Origin of the sequence: Candidatus Sphingomonas phytovorans (assembly GCA_029202385.1) — a bacterium.
Lineage (GTDB): Bacteria > Pseudomonadota > Alphaproteobacteria > Sphingomonadales > Sphingomonadaceae > Sphingomonas > Sphingomonas phytovorans.
Window position 1 is genome coordinate 3,780,707 of sequence record CP119314.1, and the last position, 15,180, is coordinate 3,795,886.

The 15,180-nt window shown below is 66.4% G+C and carries 15 protein-coding genes; 9 read left to right on the forward strand and 6 right to left on the reverse strand.

Annotated features, from left to right (window positions below):
• Nucleotides 1-33: 33 nt before the first annotated feature.
• Nucleotides 34-789, reverse strand: coding sequence for a ThuA domain-containing protein (locus P0Y59_17340; GenBank protein WEJ98694.1), 756 nt, complete (start codon nt 787-789; stop codon nt 34-36).
• A 143-nt stretch (nt 790-932) separates the two neighbouring features.
• On the opposite strand from P0Y59_17340, the gene P0Y59_17345 reads away from it, so the two are divergent.
• Entirely contained in the window at nt 933-1,487 is a 555-nt protein-coding gene (locus P0Y59_17345; protein ID WEJ98695.1) for a gluconate 2-dehydrogenase subunit 3 family protein, read from the forward strand.
• A 16-nt stretch (nt 1,488-1,503) separates the two neighbouring features.
• A complete protein-coding gene (locus tag P0Y59_17350; GenBank protein WEJ98696.1) occupies nt 1,504-3,198 on the forward strand; it encodes a GMC family oxidoreductase in 1,695 nt (564 codons plus the stop codon).
• A gap of 316 nt (nt 3,199-3,514) precedes the next feature.
• Here the strand turns inward: P0Y59_17350 and P0Y59_17355 are convergent, their stop codons facing one another.
• Nucleotides 3,515-4,630: a serine hydrolase gene (locus P0Y59_17355; GenBank protein WEJ98697.1), complete on the reverse strand. Its 1,116-nt coding sequence runs from the start codon at nt 4,628-4,630 to the stop codon at nt 3,515-3,517.
• Between the two features lie 25 nt (nt 4,631-4,655).
• Between P0Y59_17355 and P0Y59_17360 the strand changes: the two genes are divergently transcribed.
• Nucleotides 4,656-4,994: a hypothetical protein gene (locus P0Y59_17360; GenBank protein ID WEJ98698.1), complete on the forward strand. Its 339-nt coding sequence runs from the start codon at nt 4,656-4,658 to the stop codon at nt 4,992-4,994.
• 85 nt (nt 4,995-5,079) lie between these two features.
• On the opposite strand, the gene mnmA is transcribed toward P0Y59_17360, so the two are convergent.
• Complete coding sequence (gene mnmA / locus P0Y59_17365; GenBank protein WEK02611.1) at nt 5,080-6,186, reverse strand: tRNA 2-thiouridine(34) synthase MnmA; 1,107 nt, start codon at nt 6,184-6,186, stop codon at nt 5,080-5,082.
• Between the two features lie 139 nt (nt 6,187-6,325).
• On the opposite strand from mnmA, the gene P0Y59_17370 reads away from it, so the two are divergent.
• The 3 genes from P0Y59_17370 to P0Y59_17380 all read left to right on the forward strand — a co-directional run bounded on the left by P0Y59_17370 (nt 6,326) and on the right by P0Y59_17380 (nt 7,374).
• Nucleotides 6,326-6,580: a hypothetical protein gene (locus P0Y59_17370; GenBank protein ID WEJ98699.1), complete on the forward strand. Its 255-nt coding sequence runs from the start codon at nt 6,326-6,328 to the stop codon at nt 6,578-6,580.
• Between the two features lie 75 nt (nt 6,581-6,655).
• Nucleotides 6,656-6,955 (forward strand): DUF1153 domain-containing protein, encoded by a 300-nt coding sequence (locus P0Y59_17375; protein WEJ98700.1) that lies wholly within the window; start codon nt 6,656-6,658, stop codon nt 6,953-6,955.
• 164 nt (nt 6,956-7,119) lie between these two features.
• The gene (locus P0Y59_17380) at nt 7,120-7,374 is read left to right on the forward strand and encodes a GlsB/YeaQ/YmgE family stress response membrane protein (protein WEJ98701.1); all 255 of its coding nucleotides are present in this window, start codon (nt 7,120-7,122) and stop codon (nt 7,372-7,374) included.
• Between the two features lie 57 nt (nt 7,375-7,431).
• On the opposite strand, the gene P0Y59_17385 is transcribed toward P0Y59_17380, so the two are convergent.
• Together P0Y59_17385 and P0Y59_17390 are read right to left on the reverse strand one after the other, a co-directional pair.
• A complete protein-coding gene (locus P0Y59_17385) occupies nt 7,432-8,148 on the reverse strand; it encodes an SIMPL domain-containing protein (GenBank protein ID WEJ98702.1) in 717 nt (238 codons plus the stop codon).
• A gap of 90 nt (nt 8,149-8,238) precedes the next feature.
• On the reverse strand, nt 8,239-8,505 hold the full coding sequence (locus tag P0Y59_17390; GenBank protein ID WEJ98703.1) for a GlsB/YeaQ/YmgE family stress response membrane protein: 267 nt from the start codon (nt 8,503-8,505) through the stop codon (nt 8,239-8,241).
• Between the two features lie 237 nt (nt 8,506-8,742).
• On the opposite strand from P0Y59_17390, the gene P0Y59_17395 reads away from it, so the two are divergent.
• The 3 genes from P0Y59_17395 to P0Y59_17405 all read left to right on the forward strand — a co-directional run bounded on the left by P0Y59_17395 (nt 8,743) and on the right by P0Y59_17405 (nt 14,483).
• Entirely contained in the window at nt 8,743-9,954 is a 1,212-nt protein-coding gene (locus P0Y59_17395; protein WEJ98704.1) for an efflux RND transporter periplasmic adaptor subunit, read from the forward strand.
• 5 nt (nt 9,955-9,959) lie between these two features.
• Nucleotides 9,960-13,127: an efflux RND transporter permease subunit gene (locus tag P0Y59_17400; GenBank protein WEJ98705.1), complete on the forward strand. Its 3,168-nt coding sequence runs from the start codon at nt 9,960-9,962 to the stop codon at nt 13,125-13,127.
• 150 nt (nt 13,128-13,277) lie between these two features.
• Nucleotides 13,278-14,483: a DUF445 domain-containing protein gene (locus P0Y59_17405; GenBank protein WEK02612.1), complete on the forward strand. Its 1,206-nt coding sequence runs from the start codon at nt 13,278-13,280 to the stop codon at nt 14,481-14,483.
• A gap of 4 nt (nt 14,484-14,487) precedes the next feature.
• On the opposite strand, the gene P0Y59_17410 is transcribed toward P0Y59_17405, so the two are convergent.
• Nucleotides 14,488-15,174, reverse strand: coding sequence for an HAD-IB family hydrolase (locus P0Y59_17410; GenBank protein WEJ98706.1), 687 nt, complete (start codon nt 15,172-15,174; stop codon nt 14,488-14,490).
• Nucleotides 15,175-15,180 lie beyond the last annotated feature (6 nt).

Consider the following 15,180-nt stretch of genomic DNA (forward strand, 5'->3'; position numbering starts at 1 on the left):
ATGAGGGGGAGACGCTATTGCCGGCCCCCGTCATCAGCCCTGGCGCTTCAACACCCAGTTCACCCCATTCTCCACCTGCCTCAGGAACCACGGGTCCTGATACGCCTCCACCGTGTGTCCCATCGCGGTGTAGAATACGCGTCCGCCCTCGAATTCGTGCACCCAGGACACCGGATTGGGATTGGCGTCGGGCTCGCCGATCGACGCCGGATCGACCGTCGAGAGCAGGTGCATCCGCGGATCGTAATCGTCGAAATAATACCATTCGTCGGCATGCCGGCTGACCGGTGCCAGCCCCTTGTTCGCCGGATGCTTCAGGTCGGCCAGCGTCACCACCCCTTCGGGCGTTCCCTTGGGGTGGCGGATGAAGCGGGCACCGAACAGCTTGCCGTACCATGGCCAGCTATAGTGCGAATCCGCCGCGGCATGGATGCCGACGACCCCACCCCCGCGATGGACGAAGGCCTGGAACGCGTCGCGCCGCGTGCCGGTCAGCCATTCCGAGGTCGGATCGTCATGCTTGCTGGTGTTGCTGAGCAGGATGATCGCCGCCACGTCCTTCAGCCCGTCATTGCTGAACACCGCCGGATCGGCGCTCGCGATCATCGTCACGCCCATCTTCTTGCCCAGCGCCTGCAGCGCGACGACGCCCGGCTCGATCGAGGCGTGGCGATAGCCGGTCGAATAGGAAAAGATCAGGACGCGCGGCGCGTCCTTCGCCCAGGCAGCGCCGCCCATCAGGGTCATGGCACCGGCCAGGATCGCCAGCAGGCGAAGCAGATATCTCATCGTCGATCCTCCCCACGGTCCACGCCTGTGCGTGATACCGGTAACGCGAAGGGCTGGACAAGCCCCGCCCCGCCCGGCAGTCTGGCGTGCAAGCGGGAAGCGCACAAGCGCTCTGATGCGATGAGAGGATGATGGAGAGGATGATGGAGACGGCCGAAAGCCGAGCGTTCGATCGCCGGGCACTCCTGCGAAGCGCGATCCTGCTGGTCGGCGGCACCCTTGCCGGCCTGCCCGACCTCGCTGTTGCGATCGCTCCCACCAAAGCCTTTTTCACGCCGGCCGAGCGCGCCCTGCTCGATGCCGTCTGCGGCGCGCTGATCCCGCGCACCGACACACCCGGCGCGATCGAGGCCGGCGTGCCCGGCTTCATCGACGCGATGATGAGCAACTGGGCCGCGCCGGGCACCGCCGCCGGCTTCCGCGCCGTGCTGGCGAAGATCGATGCCGAGGCCCGCGCCGCGACCGGCAAGGGCTTCGCTGCGCTGAGCACCGGTCAGCGCGACACAAGGCTCGCCGCCTTCGACGCCGCCGCCTTCGCGGCGAAGGACCAGGCCTGGCGCCGCTTCAGGAATCTCGCCCTGACCGGCTATTATCTGTCGGAGGCCGGCGCGACGCGGGAGCTTCGGTACGAATTGTCCCCGGGGGTCTGGGAACCGGGCATGAAGATGGGGCCCGACACGCGCGCCTGGGCAGTCTGACCAACATCATCGGGGAATGAGCATGAGCTTCGACGCGATCGTCATCGGATCGGGGATGAGCGGCGGCTGGGCCGCGAAGGAATTGACCGAACGCGGGCTCAAGACGCTGGTCATCGAGCGCGGCCGGCATATCGAGCATGGCAGCGACTATACCGACTCGCTCTCGCCCTGGGAGATCGACAATTACGGCCAGGTCTCGGAGGCCGAGATCGAGGCGGATTATGAGGTGCAGAGCAAATGCTACGCCTTCTCCGCCGCCAACAAGCATTTCTGGGCGAAGGACAGCGACCACCCCTATTCGACGCCGGAGGACAAGCCCTTCTACTGGATTCGCGGCTATCATCTCGGCGGCCGCTCGCTGATGTGGGCGCGGCAATCCTATCGGCTGAGCGAGATGGATTTCGAATCCAACGCGAAGGACGGCTACGGCACCGACTGGCCGATCCGTTATGCCGACATGGCACCGTGGTACGATCATGTGGAAACCTTCGCCGGCATCTCGGGCTCGGCCGAGGGTCTCCCGCAATTGCCCGACGGCAAATATCTTCCCCCCATGGCGCTGACCCCGGTCGAGGCGGAATTCGGCCGCAAGATGCAGGCTGCCTTCCCGACCCGCCGGCTGATCACCGGCCGCTGCGCGCATCTGACCGCGCCGACCCCGGAGCATGAGGCGCTTGGCCGCGGCCCCTGCCAGTACCGGTCGCTGTGCGAGCGCGGCTGCTCCTATGGCGCCTATTTCTCCAGCCTCAGCGCGACGCTGCCCGCCGCGAAGAACACCGGCAACCTCACCATCGTCACCGATGCCATCGCCCACAGCATCATCCATGACCCGAAGACCGGCAAGGCGTCGGGCGTGCGCTTGATCGACCAGAACACGAAAGCCGGCACCGTTTACGAAGCAAAGCTGATATTCCTCTGTGCCTCCACCATCGGCACCGCGCAGATCCTGCTGACCTCGACCTCGGACGCCTTTCCGACCGGCCTGGCCAACCGCTCCGACATGGTCGGGCGCAACCTGACCGATCATATCAGCGGCATGGGCGCGAGTGGGACCTATCCCGGCTTCGACGACATCTATCATCATGGCCGCCGCCCCAATGGCTTCTACGTGCCGCGCTATCGCAACGTGACCGAGCCGGGCGACGGGTACACGCGCGGCTTCGGCTTCCAGGGCCGGGGGCTGCGAAGCGGCTGGCAGCGCGGCATCGGAGAACCCGGCACCGGCGCGGCGCTGAAGGCAAGGCTGCGTAAACCAGGGCCCTGGACGCTCAACCTGAACGGCTTCGGCGAAATGATGCCGCGTCCGGAGAACCGCGTGACCCTCCATCCGACCCGCACAGACAAATGGGGCATCCCGATCCCGCATATCGACGTGGAACTCGGGCCGCAGGACAGGAAGATGATCGACCAGGCCAGTGCCGATGCCCGGACGATGCTCGAAATGGCCGGCTGCACCGACATCGTCCAGTACAAGCATTATGGTGGCCTCGGCCTCGGCATCCACGAAATGGGCACCGCGCGCATGGGCAAGGACCCGAAGACCTCGGTGCTCAACGGGCACAACCAGGCGCATGACGTGCCGAACCTGTTCATCACCGACGGGTCGTGCATGGCCTCGTCGGGCTGCCAGAATCCGTCGCTCACCTATATGGCGATGTCGGCGCGCGGCGCGCATCATGCGGTCGAACTCCTGCGCGCCGGCAAGGCCTGAGACCGATTCAAATCGCGACGCGACCGTGGCAGCGAGGAGCGGCCGGGCGCCAGCCGGTGCCCGGCCGCTCTTTCTTATTGTCGGAATCTGTTGGAGGGTTTTTCGACGTCCTCAGCGGAAAAAGAATGCGCGTTCGCCCGCATTCGCCCCCCATTTTCCGCTGTTATTCGATAACAGGGAAAACAGCAGTCAAGCACCTGTAAAACAGACAGGAATCCGGGCCCGAAATCCAACATAACAGCGGAAGAAAAAAGAAAGCGCGTTTCCGCCCTTTTGTCGGATCGTCGCGGCTACGCGATGGGGACGCGGGCCTCGCTCACGGCTTGGCTGCCGGCCGGTCGAACCCGGCAACGACATCGCCGAGCGTCTGCATCAGCGCCGCGTTGCGTTTGTCCGGCGTGTTGCCAAGACGCACCACCACGATCCCGCGACCCGGCCCGCTATCGGGGCTGGCGATCACCAGTTGCCCGAGATGACCGTCAGCCGCGACCGCGCTCGCCGGGCCCTTGCCGGGGAACAGCGTCGCCTTGCCCTCGGCGCCGCCGGGCCGGTTGAGCCAGGTCTGCGCGCCATATTCGGCGTTGGTCGGCGACGGCGTCTTCATGAAGGCCAGCCACGCCGGGTCGACTACCTGCCGACCGTCGCCCGCCTTGCCGTCGAGCAGCAGACCGCCGATCCGGCCCCAGTCGTCGAGGCTCATATGCAGGATCGATCCGCCGATCTGAGTCCCCGTGCCGTCATATTCGAGCACAGCGCTGGTGATGCCGGCCGGCCTGAACAGCCGGGCCTGCGCAAAGTCGGTATAGAGTGTCGCGCGCGTCTTCGGATCGTGGCTGTCGGTCAGCGTGCGCGCAACGATCTCGGCAAGGATGATCGTGGTCAGCGAGCTGTAGCGGAATGTGGTGCCGGGCTTCGTCTGGAGCGGATGGTCGATCGCCGCCGCCGCCATCGCGCCGGTATGGCTGACGAACAGGGTCTGGTTCGTATCCGACTTCTCGACCGGATCGCCCATTTCGATATGCTGGAGGCCGGAGGACATCTGCAGCAGATGCCGCAGCGTGATCGCAGCGCGAGGGTCGCCCGGCTTGTGCCATTCGGCGATCGGCGCCGGCGCATCGAGCTTCAGCCGGCCGTCTGTCACCAGCGCACCGACGAGCATGGCCGTCACTGTCTTCGCCATCGACCAGCTGATGAAGCGGTTCCCGTCAGAATAGCCCGGCGCATAGGCCTTGAATGCCGGGCACCCGTCCGCCGTCACCAGCACGGCGCGGGTTTCGGGATGGTCGGAGAACAACAACCGGATCGGTGCCATCGACTTTGAAAGGTCGGCGCCCCGGCAGGCGGTGATGCTGAAGGTCGACGCGAGCGGCGGCGCATCGGTGCTCCCCAGGAGGATGGGCACCATCGCGAGAAAGGAGGCCTTGCGTAGCATCGCCGCCACGATAGGGTACACGCCCATGAAGGCAAGGCGCATCGCGATCGGTCTTGGGGTGTTGCTGCTCGCGCTGCTCGTCGCGGCGTTGCTCTATGCCCGGTCGCTCACCCCGCAGCTCCAGCTTGGTACCGGCTATGCCGCCCGCGTCGCCTGCGCCTGCCGCTATATCGGCAACCGCGACCTGAAGAGCTGCCGCGCCGATTTCGAACCAGGCATGGAGGCGATCCGCCTCTCGGACGATCCCGCGACCAAGACGGTGACCGCCTATGTCCCGCTGATCGCCAGCCGTTCGGCAACCTATGACCCCGTCCTCGGCTGCCAGCCCGAGCCGTTCAAAGGTAAAGCGCTCAAAATCCACTAACCCCTCTCCCAGCGGGAGAGGGAGGGCCCCAAGCAAAGCTTGGGAGGGTGAGGGTGACGGATCGCCAACAAAGACGAAAAGGACTTCAGGCCGCGATCAGCGCCCGCTCGGTTTCTTCGATCCACCCCCCACCGAGCACGCGCTCCCTGGCATACAGCACCGCCGCCTGCCCCGGCGCGACGCCATATTCGGGCGAATCGAACACCACCCTGTCGCCGATCAGCCGTGCCGGCACCGGCTTGGCCAGCGAGCGCACCTTGGCGGTCAGCGGCCCGTGATGATCGCCGCCGATCCAGTTGATGTCGGACAGCCGCGCAGCTTCCACCGCCAGCGCGCTCTTCGGCCCGACCACCAGCCGGCGACTCTCCGGCTCGAGCCGGACGACATAAAGCGGCTCAGGCGTCCCGCCGATCTCCAGTCCGCGCCGCTGGCCGACGGTGAAATGGATCAGCCCGCGATGCCGCCCGAGCGTGCGCCCGCCCTCGTCGACGATCTCGCCGCTGGTGTCGGCCTCCGGCCGCAGCTTCTTGACCAGCGAGGCATAGTCGCCATCGGGCACGAAGCAGATGTCCTGGCTGTCGGGCTTCGCTGCCACGCCAAGACCGAGTTCGGCCGCGAGCTCGCGCACCCGGGTCTTGGGCAGCCCGCCGAGCGGAAAGCGGAGATAGTCGAGCTGGTCCTGAGTCGTCGCGAACAGGAAATAGCTCTGGTCGCGCGCGGGATCGACCGCGCGGTGCAGCTCGGCGCCCGCCGCCGCCTCGACACGGCGCACATAATGGCCGGTCGCCAGGCAATCGGCGCCGAGGTCGCGCGCGACCTGGAACAGGTCGGTGAACTTCGGCCCCATGTTGCAGCGGACGCAGGGGATCGGCGTGCGCCCGCGCAGATATTCGTCGGCGAACCCGTCGATCACCTGGTCGCGGAAGCTCGATTCATGGTCGAACACATAATGCGCGATGCCCAGCCGGTCGCACACGGCGCGCGCGTCGCGGATGTCGCGGCCGGCGCAGCAGCTCCCCGCGCGGCCGACCGCCTCGCCATGATCGTAGAGCTGGAGCGTCACGCCGATCGTCTCGGCGCCGGTGCGCGCGGCCAGCGCCGCGACCACGGAACTGTCGACGCCGCCCGACATCGCGACGACGATGCGCCTGCCGCTCAGGTCCGGGCCAAGCTGGAAATCACCCTCGGTCATCATGGGCGCCAGATAGGCGCGCGGGGCCCATGATGCAAAGCGATGCGCCTTTCCAAGCTCTTTAAACGGGCTTTACCGGAATTTCAGACCCTTTCCCTAGACAGGTCCCGATCGAGTCTCTGTCGCCGGAAAGGGCGCTATGGATCTGAGTTTTTCCCGGTTCGAGGCTGACGCCGGCGTCACCATCCTCCCGCCAGACCTGGCGGTGCTGATGGTGGGGATCGCCGCGCGCCAGGCAGCGAGCCCGACCGCGCTTCACCACGCCCATCTGGTGCCGGCGTTCAGCCATCGCAGCTGGTTCGCGCCGGAACATGGCGCGTTCAACCGGTCGGTCGCCGAAATGCTGGCGCGGGAACAGGAAGGAATGAACCCGCCGTTTACCGAGCCGCTTTAGCCGGCGTTCAAGTCCGCGCGCGTAATGACGTTGTTGAAGAAGAGAGGGGGCCCCCCGCCCCGATCGAGGTTGAGAATGATCGAGAACCAGAAGATTCGCCCCGCCAAAGTCATCGGCCCGTTGGGAGAACCGCTGACTCTTGACACGCTGCCCCCGCCCGAGACGACCCGGTGGGTCGTGCGCCGCAAGGCCGAGGTGGTGGCCGCCGTCAATGGCGGGCTGCTGTCGGTCGACGAGGTATGCGACCGCTACGGCCTGACGGTCGAGGAATTCGCCGGCTGGCAGCGCGCGATCGACCGTTCGGGCATGCCCGGCCTCCGCGTCACCCGGATCCAGCATTATCGTTCGCTGTACGAACGCCAGCAGAAATACTGAACCCTTTCCGCAGCATCGCTGAAGTTGCGCGCCCTCGCACCATTCCCCGGAATGGTTGCGGGGGCGTTGTCGTTCAGTCGAGCGAAACGCCTGCGGAACAAATCCGGCCGGTCATGAGTCTTTGAAGTCCGAACCCGGACAAGCCGGGAGCAACGGAGGGAAACATGGTCGGTCTTATTGTTTGGCTCGTAGTTGGTGGCGTCGTCGGCTGGCTCGCCAGCATGGTCATGCGTACTGACGGGCAGCAGGGCATCGTCCTGAACGTCGTCGTGGGCATCATCGGGTCGGTGATCGCATCCTTCCTCTTCGGAGGCGGGATCAATCAGGTCATCACCATCACGACCTTCGTCTATTCGCTGATCGGCGCGATCATCCTGCTCGCGATCGTCAACCTGATCCGTCGCGGTTCAGTCCGCTAAACGCCGGACAGCTGCGAAAATGCGGGCCGCCCGGGCAACCGGGCGGCCCGTGTTCGTTTACTTCAGCAGGAAACGGACGGTGACCGACACCGTCACGTCGGTCTCGCCGGGCACGACCCGGGTCGAGGCATCCATGCCCGCCGCCCTGGCGAACATGACCGGCTGCGGCGAGCTGCCGTCATTCTGGCCGGCCTCGGAGATCGAGACGATCCGCGACACCGACAGGCCGGCGGCGCGCGCATAGAGCTCGGCGCGGGCGCGGGCGATCTTCACCGCATCGGCGCGCGCTTCGTCCAGCGCCGCTTCGGGCTGGTCGATCGACAAGGTCGGTCCGTCGATCTGATTCGCGCCCTGCGCCACCAGCGCATCGAGGATAGTACCGGCCTTGGCGATATCGCGGAAACGGATCGCGACGCTGTTGCTCGCCTGATAGCCGGTGACGACCGGCGGCTGGCCGTCGGCATAGCGATATTGCGGGCTCAGCGAGACGTTCGCCGTCCGGTTGTCGCGGGGGGCCACGCCGGCGCGCTTCAGCGCGTCGAGGACGCCCGCCATGCGCTTGGCATTCTCCGCCAGCGCCAGGGCCGCCGTCGCGCCCTGAGTGACAACGCCCGCGCGAATCGTCGCGACGTCGGGCACGCGGCTCGTCTGGCCCTGCGCGGTCACATCAAGGAGCGCGCCATCGGCCACGATGGTCGGGGTCACCTGCGCCGAGGCTGGCGACAGGGTGAGCGGCAGGGCGGCGAGCGCCACGGCGGTCGCAAGGAAACGCATCAATATTACTCCTGTATCGAACCGGGCCGGCTGGCCCGCACACGCCTCATGCGGATGCGCAGGCCAACCTAAGCTGAACGGCTCGACCGCTCAACGCACCCGGCGGGACATCACCACGCGATAGAGCGCGAGCAGGACGACCGCGCCCACCGTCGCCGCGGCATAGCTCTGCCAGCCGGCCTCGATATGCAGCCCGATCATCGGCGAGAGATAGCCGGCGAGCAGGGCGCCCGCGATACCGATCAGGATCGTGACGATAAACCCGCCCGGGTCCTTGCCGGGCATGATCATCTTGCCGAGAACGCCGGCGACAAGGCCGATCAGAATCCAGCCCAAGAAGCTGTTGTGCAAAAGCATCGCTTCACTCCCCTCGATTACGGCCCGCTGGCGCGTGGCCGCGGGGAAGGTCGCCTTCATACCGGCGATATGCAACCGTTTCTTTACCACAACGATATGCTGCGCTTGCGAAAACGGCCCGAAACGGCCATGAGCGCAACCGTAAAAACGACCCCTTGAGGTCGGTGACTTATTTCTATAATACAGTCGGACGATAACGACGACGCCGACACGGGCGGGACGGGGAAAGTGACGCACATGAATTACGGCCAGCCGTCCTTCGGCACTGACGACCACCTCGCCCTGCCGGGCGCGGAGGGCCGTTCGAATCGCCGGTGGTGGATCATCGGCGCGGCGATCCTCGCTGTCCTCGTCATCGTCGGCGTTTATTTCGCGATGTCCGGCAACAAGGGGGCTGCCCAGCCCGCCGCTACCGGCGCAGGCGGGAAGAACGAGCAACTCCCGACCGTGTCGGTCGCAATTCCCGGCCGCCAGTCGTCCGCGCGCATCATCTCGGCGACCGGCTCGCTCGCCGCCAAGCGCGAGATGCCGATCGGCGTTGCCGGCGAAGGCGGCATGGTCACGCGAGTCCTGGTCGAACCCGGCCAATGGGTCAGCGCGGGCCAGGTGCTCGCGACCGTGGACCGTGCGGTGCAGACCCAGACCGGCGCCTCGCTGGCCGCCCAGGTCAACGTCGCCCGCTCCGACGCGGCGATCGCCCAGTCGGAGCTCGACCGCGCCCAGGCGCTGGTCAATCGCGGCTTCATCTCCAAGGCCGATCTCGAGCGCAAGGCGGCAACCCGCGACGCCGCGGTGGCACGCGTCCGCGTCGCCCAGGCGCAGCTGGCCGAGCAGAATGCCCGCACCGGCCGTCTTGACATCCGCGCCCCCGCCGCCGGCCTTGTGCTGACCCGCAGCGTCGAGCCCGGCATGGTGATCAGCTCCGGCTCCGGCACGCTCTTCCGCATGGCCAAGGGCGGCGAGATGGAAATGCGCGCCCAGCTCAGCGAAGCCGATCTCACCGGCCTGCCCACCGGCGTCTCGGCGCAGGTCACCCCGGTCGGCGGCGACCAGGCCTTCACCGGCACGGTCTGGCAGGTCTCTCCGGTGATCGACCCGCAGACCCGCCAGGGCATCGCCCGCATCGCCCTGAGCTATAATCCGGCGCTCCGTCCCGGCGGCTTCGCCTCGGCGACGATCCGTCGCGGCTCGAGCGACATGCCGCAATTGCCCAACTCGGCGATCCAGAGCGACACGCAGGGCAATTTCGTCTACGTGGTCGGCAACGACAACAAGGTCGTCCGCCGCCCGATCAAGCTCGGCGAAGTCTCCGACACCGGCGTCGCGATCACCGAAGGCCTGACCGGTACCGAGCAGGTGGTGCTCTCGGCCGGGGCATTCCTGAACGCCGGCCAGAAGATCAAGCCGGTCCTCCAGAACAAGCCCGTCCTCCAGAAAACGCAAGGCTGACCGCCATGAGCTTTCGCAACATCTCGGCATGGTCGATCCGGAACCCCGTTCCGTCGATCGTGCTGTTCTTCATGCTGACGGTCGCCGGCATCGTCAGCTTCTGGACGATGGAGGTGAACAACGACCCGGACATCGATTTCCCGGTCGTGATCGTTCAGATCAGCCAGCCCGGCGCAGCGCCGACCGAACTGGAAAACCAGGTCACCCAGAAGGTCGAGGCCGCGGTCCGCAGCCTTCAGGGCATCGACGAGATCAACTCGACGGTGACCGAAGGCAGTTCGGTCACCGTGGTCCAGCTCAACATCGGCACGCCGATCGACCGTGCGGTCGAGGACGTGCGCAGCGCGGTGCAGCAGATCAGGTCCGACCTGCCCGACGGCATTCTCGAACCACAAGTCTCCCGCGCCAACACGTCGGGCAACGATCTCGCCAGCTATGCCGCCGTCAGCACCGACATGACGATCGAGCAGCTGAGCTGGTACATCGACAACAATGTGTCGAAGGAACTGCTCTCGGTTCCCGGCATGGCGACGGTCAGCCGCAACGGCGGCGTCACCCGCGAGATCCGCATCATCCTCGATCCGGCCAAGCTCCAGTCGCAGGGCCTGACCGCGAGCCAGGTCAACCTTCAGCTCCGCCAGGTGAACCTCAACGCCGCGGGCGGCCGCGCCGAGATCGCCGGGTCCGAACAGTCGGTCCGGGTGCTCGGCAACGCCAAGAACGCCTATGAGCTGGGCCAGACCCAGATCGCCGTCGGCGGCGGCCGCACGGTCAAGCTGTCGGATATCGCCCAGGTCCGCGATCTCTATGCCGAGCAGCGCTCCGCATCGGAGATGAACGGCCGCCAGGTGCTGAGCTTCGACTTCCAGCGTTCCAAGGGCGCGTCGGACGTCTCGGTCTATCACGGCGCCAAGGAGAAGCTGGCCGCGCTGGAGAAGCGCAATCCGAAGGTCCATTTCCAGCTGATCTTCAACCAGGTGAAATATGCCGAGCAGCAATATCACTCGGCGATGGAGGCCATGGTCGAGGGCGCCGTGCTCGCCGTGCTCGTCGTCTTCCTGTTCCTGCGCGACTGGCGCTCGACGATCATCTCGGCCCTCGCCATCCCGCTGTCGGCGATCCCGACCTTCTGGTTCATGGAACTGCTCGGCTTCAACCTGAACCAGATGACGCTGCTCGCGCTCAGCCTGGTGGCCGGCGTGCTGGTCGACGACGCGATCGTCGAGATCGAGAACATCGTCAGGCACATGCGGATGGGCAAATCCGCCTACCAGGCATCGATCGACGCAGCCGACGAGATCGGCCTCGCGGTGCTCGCCACGACCATGTCGATCGTCGCCGTGTTCCTGCCGGTCGGCCTGATGCCGGGCGTTTCGGGCCAGTTCTTCAAGAATTTCGGCCTGACCGTCGTCGTTTCGGTGCTGATGAGCCTTGCCGTCGCGCGCCTCGTGACGCCGATGATCGCCGCCTATTTCCTCAAGGCGCATGGCGAGGCCAAGCATGGCGAGGGCCGCCTGATGGACATGTACATGTCCACGCTGAAATGGACCCTGAGCCATCGCTGGTCGGCGGTGGTCGGCGGCATCATTTCGTTCGCGCTTACCATCGTGCTGTTCACGACGCTGCCCGCCACCTTCCAGCCCGACCAGGACCAGGATTCGAGCACGGCCACGATCGAGATGGTGCCCGGCACCACGCTCGACGATACCAAGCTGGTGGTCCGCCGCGTGGCTGACTTCCTCGGCAAGCAGCCCGATGTCGAATCGGTCTATTCGCGCGCCTTTGTCGGCAATGGCCGGGTCACCGCCATCTTCAAGGAGAAGAAGGCGAAGAAGAGCATCGATTTCGAACGGTCGCTCGCCCCCGAGCTGGCGAAGATCCCGGATGCCCGGGTCTCGTTCCGGTCGAACAATGGCTGGGGCGGCAGCGGCCGCGACCTGACCGTCACGCTCGGCGGCGACGATCCGGCGCTGCTGACCGCGACGGCGGTCAAGATCGTCGAGCAGATGGGCAAGCTGCCCTCGCTCGTCGCGCCGCGCATCACCGGCGACCTGAAACGGCCCGAGATCGTCATCTCGCCGCGGATGGACCTTGCCGCCAATCTCGGCGTGACGACCCAGGCCCTGTCCTCGGCGATCCGAATCGCGACGCTTGGCGACATCGACCAGAACAGCGCGAAATTCTCGCTGTCCGATCGCCAGATCCCGATCCGTGTCGCGCTCGACCAGAATGCGCGCCAGCGGCTGTCGACGATCCAGAACCTGCCGGTGCAGACCGCGTCCGGCGGCTCTGTCCCGCTCAGCCTCGTCGCCGAGATCGGCTTTGGCGCCGGCCCGACCAAGATCGACCGGGTCGCGCAGCAGCGCCAGATCACGATCGGCGCCGACCGTGGCAACGACAAGAACGGCAAGCAGATCGTCTCGAGCGAGGCGATGAAGCAGATCCACGCCTTGCCGGCGATGAAGAACCTGCCGGTCGGCATCAGCGAGCTGACCCTTGGCCAGGCCAAATGGCAGGGTGAGATGATCAACAACTTCATCGTCGCGGTGGTGGCGGGCATCTTCCTCGTCTTCGCCGTGCTGGTGCTGCTCTACCGCCGCCTGCTGCCACCCTTCGTCAACATGCTGTCGCTGCTGGTCGCGCCGCTCGGCGGGCTGCTCGGCCTGCTCGTGACCGGCAATCCGGTGTCGATGCCGGTCTATATCGGCATCCTGATGCTGCTCGGCATCGTCGCCAAGAACTCGATCCTGCTGATCGATTTCGCGCTGGAGGAGATGCAGAAGGGCGTCGATACGGCGGTCGCCATCATCGATGCCGGGCACAAGCGCGCCCAGCCGATCGTCATGACGACGGTTGCCATGGTCGCCGGCATGGTGCCGACCGCCCTGTCGCTGAGCGGTGACGGATCGTGGCGCGCGCCGATGGGCATCGTCGTGATCGGCGGCCTGACCCTGTCGACCGTGCTGACGCTGCTGATCGTTCCGGCCAGCTTCAGCCTTGCCGTCGGCATCGAGAAGTGGATCGGACCGAAGCTCGGTCGCCGCCTGCTGACCTATCGTCCGGGCGACGATGGCCGGCCGGTGATCGACCATGACCCCACCCCGCAGATCGGGCGGAAGCCGGTGACGATCACCCAGCGATCGGGTGACGACGAGCCCCAGCCTGCTGAATAAAGTCCTTGTCCGGCCCCGCGCGGTAGCGGGGCCGGACATCAAATCGACTCAGCACTTGAACAATCCCGGGTTTCGGGGATTGTTTCGCCTATGAAGCTGCTCGCCCGCGCAACCGGCAACGGGGAAACCATCCCAACGGGCCTGCGCCGGATGCGCTGGATCGCGACGGGGCTGCTTGTCCTGATGGCGGCGACCTTCCTCGCCGCCCGGGCGTTCGACCATGTCCATCCTGCCATCGGCTTCGTCCGCGCCTTCGCCGAGGCAGCGATGGTCGGCGGCCTGGCCGACTGGTTCGCGGTCACGGCGCTGTTCCGTCATCCGCTCGGCCTGCCGATCCCGCACACCGCCATCATCCCGCGCAACAAGGATCGTATCGGCGAGACGCTCGCCGCCTTCCTCCGCGACAATTTCCTCGTGCCCGGCGTCGTCGCACGGCGCATGCGCCAGCTCGATGTCGCCGGTGCCGCCGGCCGCTGGCTCGCAAGCCCGGCAGGGACCCAGGGCCGCCTGCGCAAAGGCGCCTCGCGCCTTGTCGCCAACATGCTCGAGGCGTTCGACCCGCAGCGGCTCGGCGGCATGGTCAAGACGACGATCGGCCAGCGTCTTCGCGCCCTCGATATATCGCCATTGCTCGGCCAGGCCCTGACCGCCGCGATTGCCGAAGGGCGGCATGCCCCTCTGCTCGACGGCATCATCCGCTGGGCCGCCAAGGTGCTGTCGGCGAACGAACATATGATTCGCGCGATGGTGCATGAGCGCGCCGGATCAGTGATGCGCTGGACCGGGCTCGACGAGACGCTCGCTAACAAGATCATCGATGGCCTCGACAACCTCCTTCACGACATGGCCGAGGATTCGGACCATCCGCTTCGGGCAAAGGCCGAGGAGGGGCTCACGGCGCTCGCTTACGACCTGCAGCATGACGAGAAGATGCGCCTTCGGGTCGAGGCGCTGAAAGCCGAGATCATCGAGAACCCGGCGATGCAGCGCTGGCTCGACGGACTATGGGAAAGCGCCCGCGCCGGCATGCTGCGGATCGCCCGCGATCCGGACGCGGCGCTGACCGGCCAGCTTGGCGAGGCGTTGCGCCAGCTCGGCGACACGCTGCAAAATGACGAGATGCTGCGCGCGACGATCAACCGCTTCGTCCGCCGCACCGCCGTGGGCATGGCGGCGGACTATGGCGATGGCATCGTCCGCCTTGTGTCGGAAACCGTGCGCGGCTGGGATGCCCGCACGATCACCCGCCGGCTGGAGAATGCGGTCGGCAAGGACCTTCAATATATCCGGGTGAACGGCACGCTGGTCGGCGGTCTGGTCGGGCTGGTCATCCACGCCGTGGACGTGTCGCTATGAGTCGCTATCGCTCCCAGTCGACGATCGGCCAGCCTTTTTCCCGGGCGAGCGTGCGGAGCGGACCATGCGCATTGACCGCGAACGCTTCGTCAGCCCAGTCGAGCACGGGCGCGTCCGAAACGTGATCGGAATAGAAACGGATCGCCGTGTCCGCCCGATCGATGCCGTTCGCCGCCATCCAGGCCTGGATCATGCGGAGCTTGGCGGGACCGTAGCAATTCTCCCCGGCGATTCGCGCGCGCAGCCTGTCGCCGGCACGCTCCACCTCGGTGCCGATCACGTCGTCGAAGCCGAGCCGGTCGGCGATCGCGCTGGCGTAGAAGCGATAGGAGGCGGTTGCCATCACCAGCCGGTATCCCGCCGCCTTGTCGGCCGCGATCTGCGCGCGCGCGCCGGCGAACACGCCCGAGGCGACGACCGATTCGGAGAAACGCGCCGCGGCCTGCTTCGCCTGCGCGTCGCGCATCGCGCCGCCCAGCAGCAGGCGCTGCGTGATCTGTTTAAGCCGCGCCCGATCGATCGCCTTCATCGCATAGGCGCCGGTCGCAACCCCGGCGAGCGGCAGCAGGGCGAGCCGCCACGGCGCCTGGCGTCGCGCGGTGCCGATCAGGAACGAGGTCCAGGTCGGCGCGTGCGTGATCGTCTTGTCCATGTCGTAGATGGCGAGCTTGTGCGGGGCGGATTTCTGCATCGTCTC